Origin of the sequence: Streptomyces actinomycinicus (genome assembly GCF_016741775.1) — a bacterium.
GTDB lineage: Bacteria > Actinomycetota > Actinomycetes > Streptomycetales > Streptomycetaceae > Streptomyces > Streptomyces actinomycinicus.
This window is the reverse complement of sequence record NZ_JAERRK010000054.1, coordinates 1-2,477: the sequence shown is the minus strand read 5'-3', so window position 1 is coordinate 2,477 and position 2,477 is coordinate 1. Positions and strand designations below refer to the sequence as shown.

Annotated in this window: 1 protein-coding gene; it reads left to right on the top strand. The window is 67.5% G+C overall.

Going from position 1 to position 2,477, the window contains the following annotated elements:
• On the top strand, positions 1–2,477 hold a 2,477-nt coding region (metH, locus tag JK359_RS38415; protein WP_201844363.1), incomplete at both ends, for a methionine synthase.

Here is a 2,477-nt window from a genome sequence, read left to right as displayed (position 1 = left end):
CAGACGGTGCCGTTCCGGCAGGACACCTCGTATCTGGCCATCGGTGAGCGGACGAACGCCAACGGGTCGAAGAAGTTCCGTGAGGCCATGCTGGAGGGCCGCTGGGACGACTGTGTGGAGCTGGCGCGGGAGCAGATCCGTGAGGGCGCGCACATGCTGGATCTGTGCGTGGACTATGTCGGCCGGGACGGTGTGGCGGACATGGAGGAGCTGGCGGGTCGTTTCGCGACGGCTTCGACGCTGCCGGTCGTGCTGGACTCCACCGAGGTCGAGGTGATCCGGGTGGGTCTGGAGAAGCTGGGCGGCCGGGCGGTGATCAACTCGGTGAACTACGAGGACGGTGACGGTCCCGAGTCGCGGTTCGCGCGGGTCACCGCGCTGGCCCGGGAGCACGGGGCGGCGTTGATCGCGCTGACCATCGACGAGGAGGGTCAGGCGCGGACGGCGGAGAAGAAGGTCGAGATCGCCGAGCGGCTGATCGAGGATCTGACGGGGAACTGGGGCATTCATGAGGAGGACATCCTCATCGACACCCTGACGTTCACGATCTGTACCGGTCAGGAGGAGTCGCGCAGGGACGGGATCGCGACCATCGAGGCGATCCGTGAACTCAAGCGGCGTCATCCGGCGGTGCAGACCACGCTGGGGCTGTCCAACATCTCCTTCGGTCTGAATCCGGCCGCTCGTATCCTGTTGAACTCCGTCTTCCTGGACGAGTGTGTCAAGGCGGGGCTGGACTCGGCGATCGTGCACGCCTCGAAGATCTTGCCGATCGCGCGGTTCGACGAGGAGCAGGTCGGCACGGCGCTGGATCTGATCTATGACCGGCGCAGCGAGGGTTATGACCCGTTGCAGAAGCTGATGCAGTTGTTCGAGGGTGCGACCGCGAAGTCCTTGAAGGCCGGCAAGGCCGAGGAGCTGGCCGCGTTGGGGTTGGAGGAGCGGCTGAAGCGGCGGATCGTCGACGGTGAGCGCAACGGTCTCGAGCAGGACCTGGACGAGGCCCTGGGGGAGCGTTCGGCTCTGGACATCGTCAACGAGACGCTGCTGGACGGCATGAAGGTCGTCGGTGAGCTGTTCGGGTCGGGGCAGATGCAGTTGCCGTTCGTGCTGCAGTCGGCCGAGGTGATGAAGGCGGCGGTGGCCTACCTCGAGCCGCACATGGAGAAGTCGGACGCCGCGGGCAAGGGCACGATCGTGCTGGCCACGGTGCGTGGTGATGTGCACGACATCGGCAAGAACCTGGTCGACATCATCTTGTCGAACAACGGCTACAACGTGGTCAACCTGGGCATCAAGCAGCCGGTCTCGGCGATCTTGGAGGCGGCCGAGGAACACCGGGCCGATGTGATCGGCATGTCCGGGCTGCTGGTGAAGTCCACGGTGATCATGAAGGAGAACCTGGAGGAGCTGAACCAGCGCGGTCTGGCCGCCCGTTTCCCCGTCATCCTCGGCGGTGCCGCCCTGACCCGCGCCTACGTCGAGCAGGATCTGCACGAGATCTACCAGGGCGAGGTCCGCTACGCCCGCGACGCCTTCGAGGGGCTGCGCCTGATGGACGCCCTGATCGGCGTCAAGCGGGGCGTCCCCGGCGCCCAGCTGCCCGAACTGAAACAGCGCCGGGTGCGGACGAAGCACACAACCGTCCCGGTGCCCGCCGAGCCGGACGGGCCGGCCCGTTCGGACGTGGCCACCGACAACCCGGTGCCGGTCCCGCCGTTCTGGGGCACCCGCGTCATCAAGGGCATCCAGCTCAAGGAGTACGCGTCCTGGCTGGACGAGGGCGCGCTGTTCAAGGGCCAGTGGGGCCTGAAGCAGGCCCGCACCGGGGAAGGGCCGACCTACGAGGAACTGGTGGAGGCCGAGGGCCGGCCGCGGCTGCGCGGCCTGCTCGACCGGCTCCAGACCGAGAACCTGCTGGAAGCGGCCGTCGTCCACGGCTACTTCCCCTGCGTGTCCAAAGGCGACGACCTGATCATCCTGGACGAGCAGGGCAACGAACGCACCCGGTTCACCTTCCCCCGCCAGCGCCGCGGCCGGCGACTGTGCCTGGCCGACTTCTTCCGCCCCGAGGAGTCCGGCGAAACCGACGTCGTGGGCCTGCAGGTCGTCACCGTCGGCTCACGCATCGGCGAGCAGACAGCCAAGCTCTTCGAGGCCAACGCCTACCGCGACTACCTCGAACTGCACGGCCTGTCCGTCCAGTTGGCCGAGGCACTCGCCGAGTACTGGCACGCCCGCGTCCGCACCGAACTCGGCATCTCCGCTGCCGACCCGGACACCGTCGACGGCATGTTCCGCACCGAGTACCAGGGCTGCCGGTATTCGCTGGGCTACCCCGCCTGCCCCGACCTGGAGGACCGGGCCAAGATCGCCGAACTCCTCAGGCCCGAGCGGATCGGCGTCCACCTGTCCGAGGAGTTCCAGCTGCACCCCGAGCAGTCCACCGACGCCATCGTGATCCACCACCCCGAGGC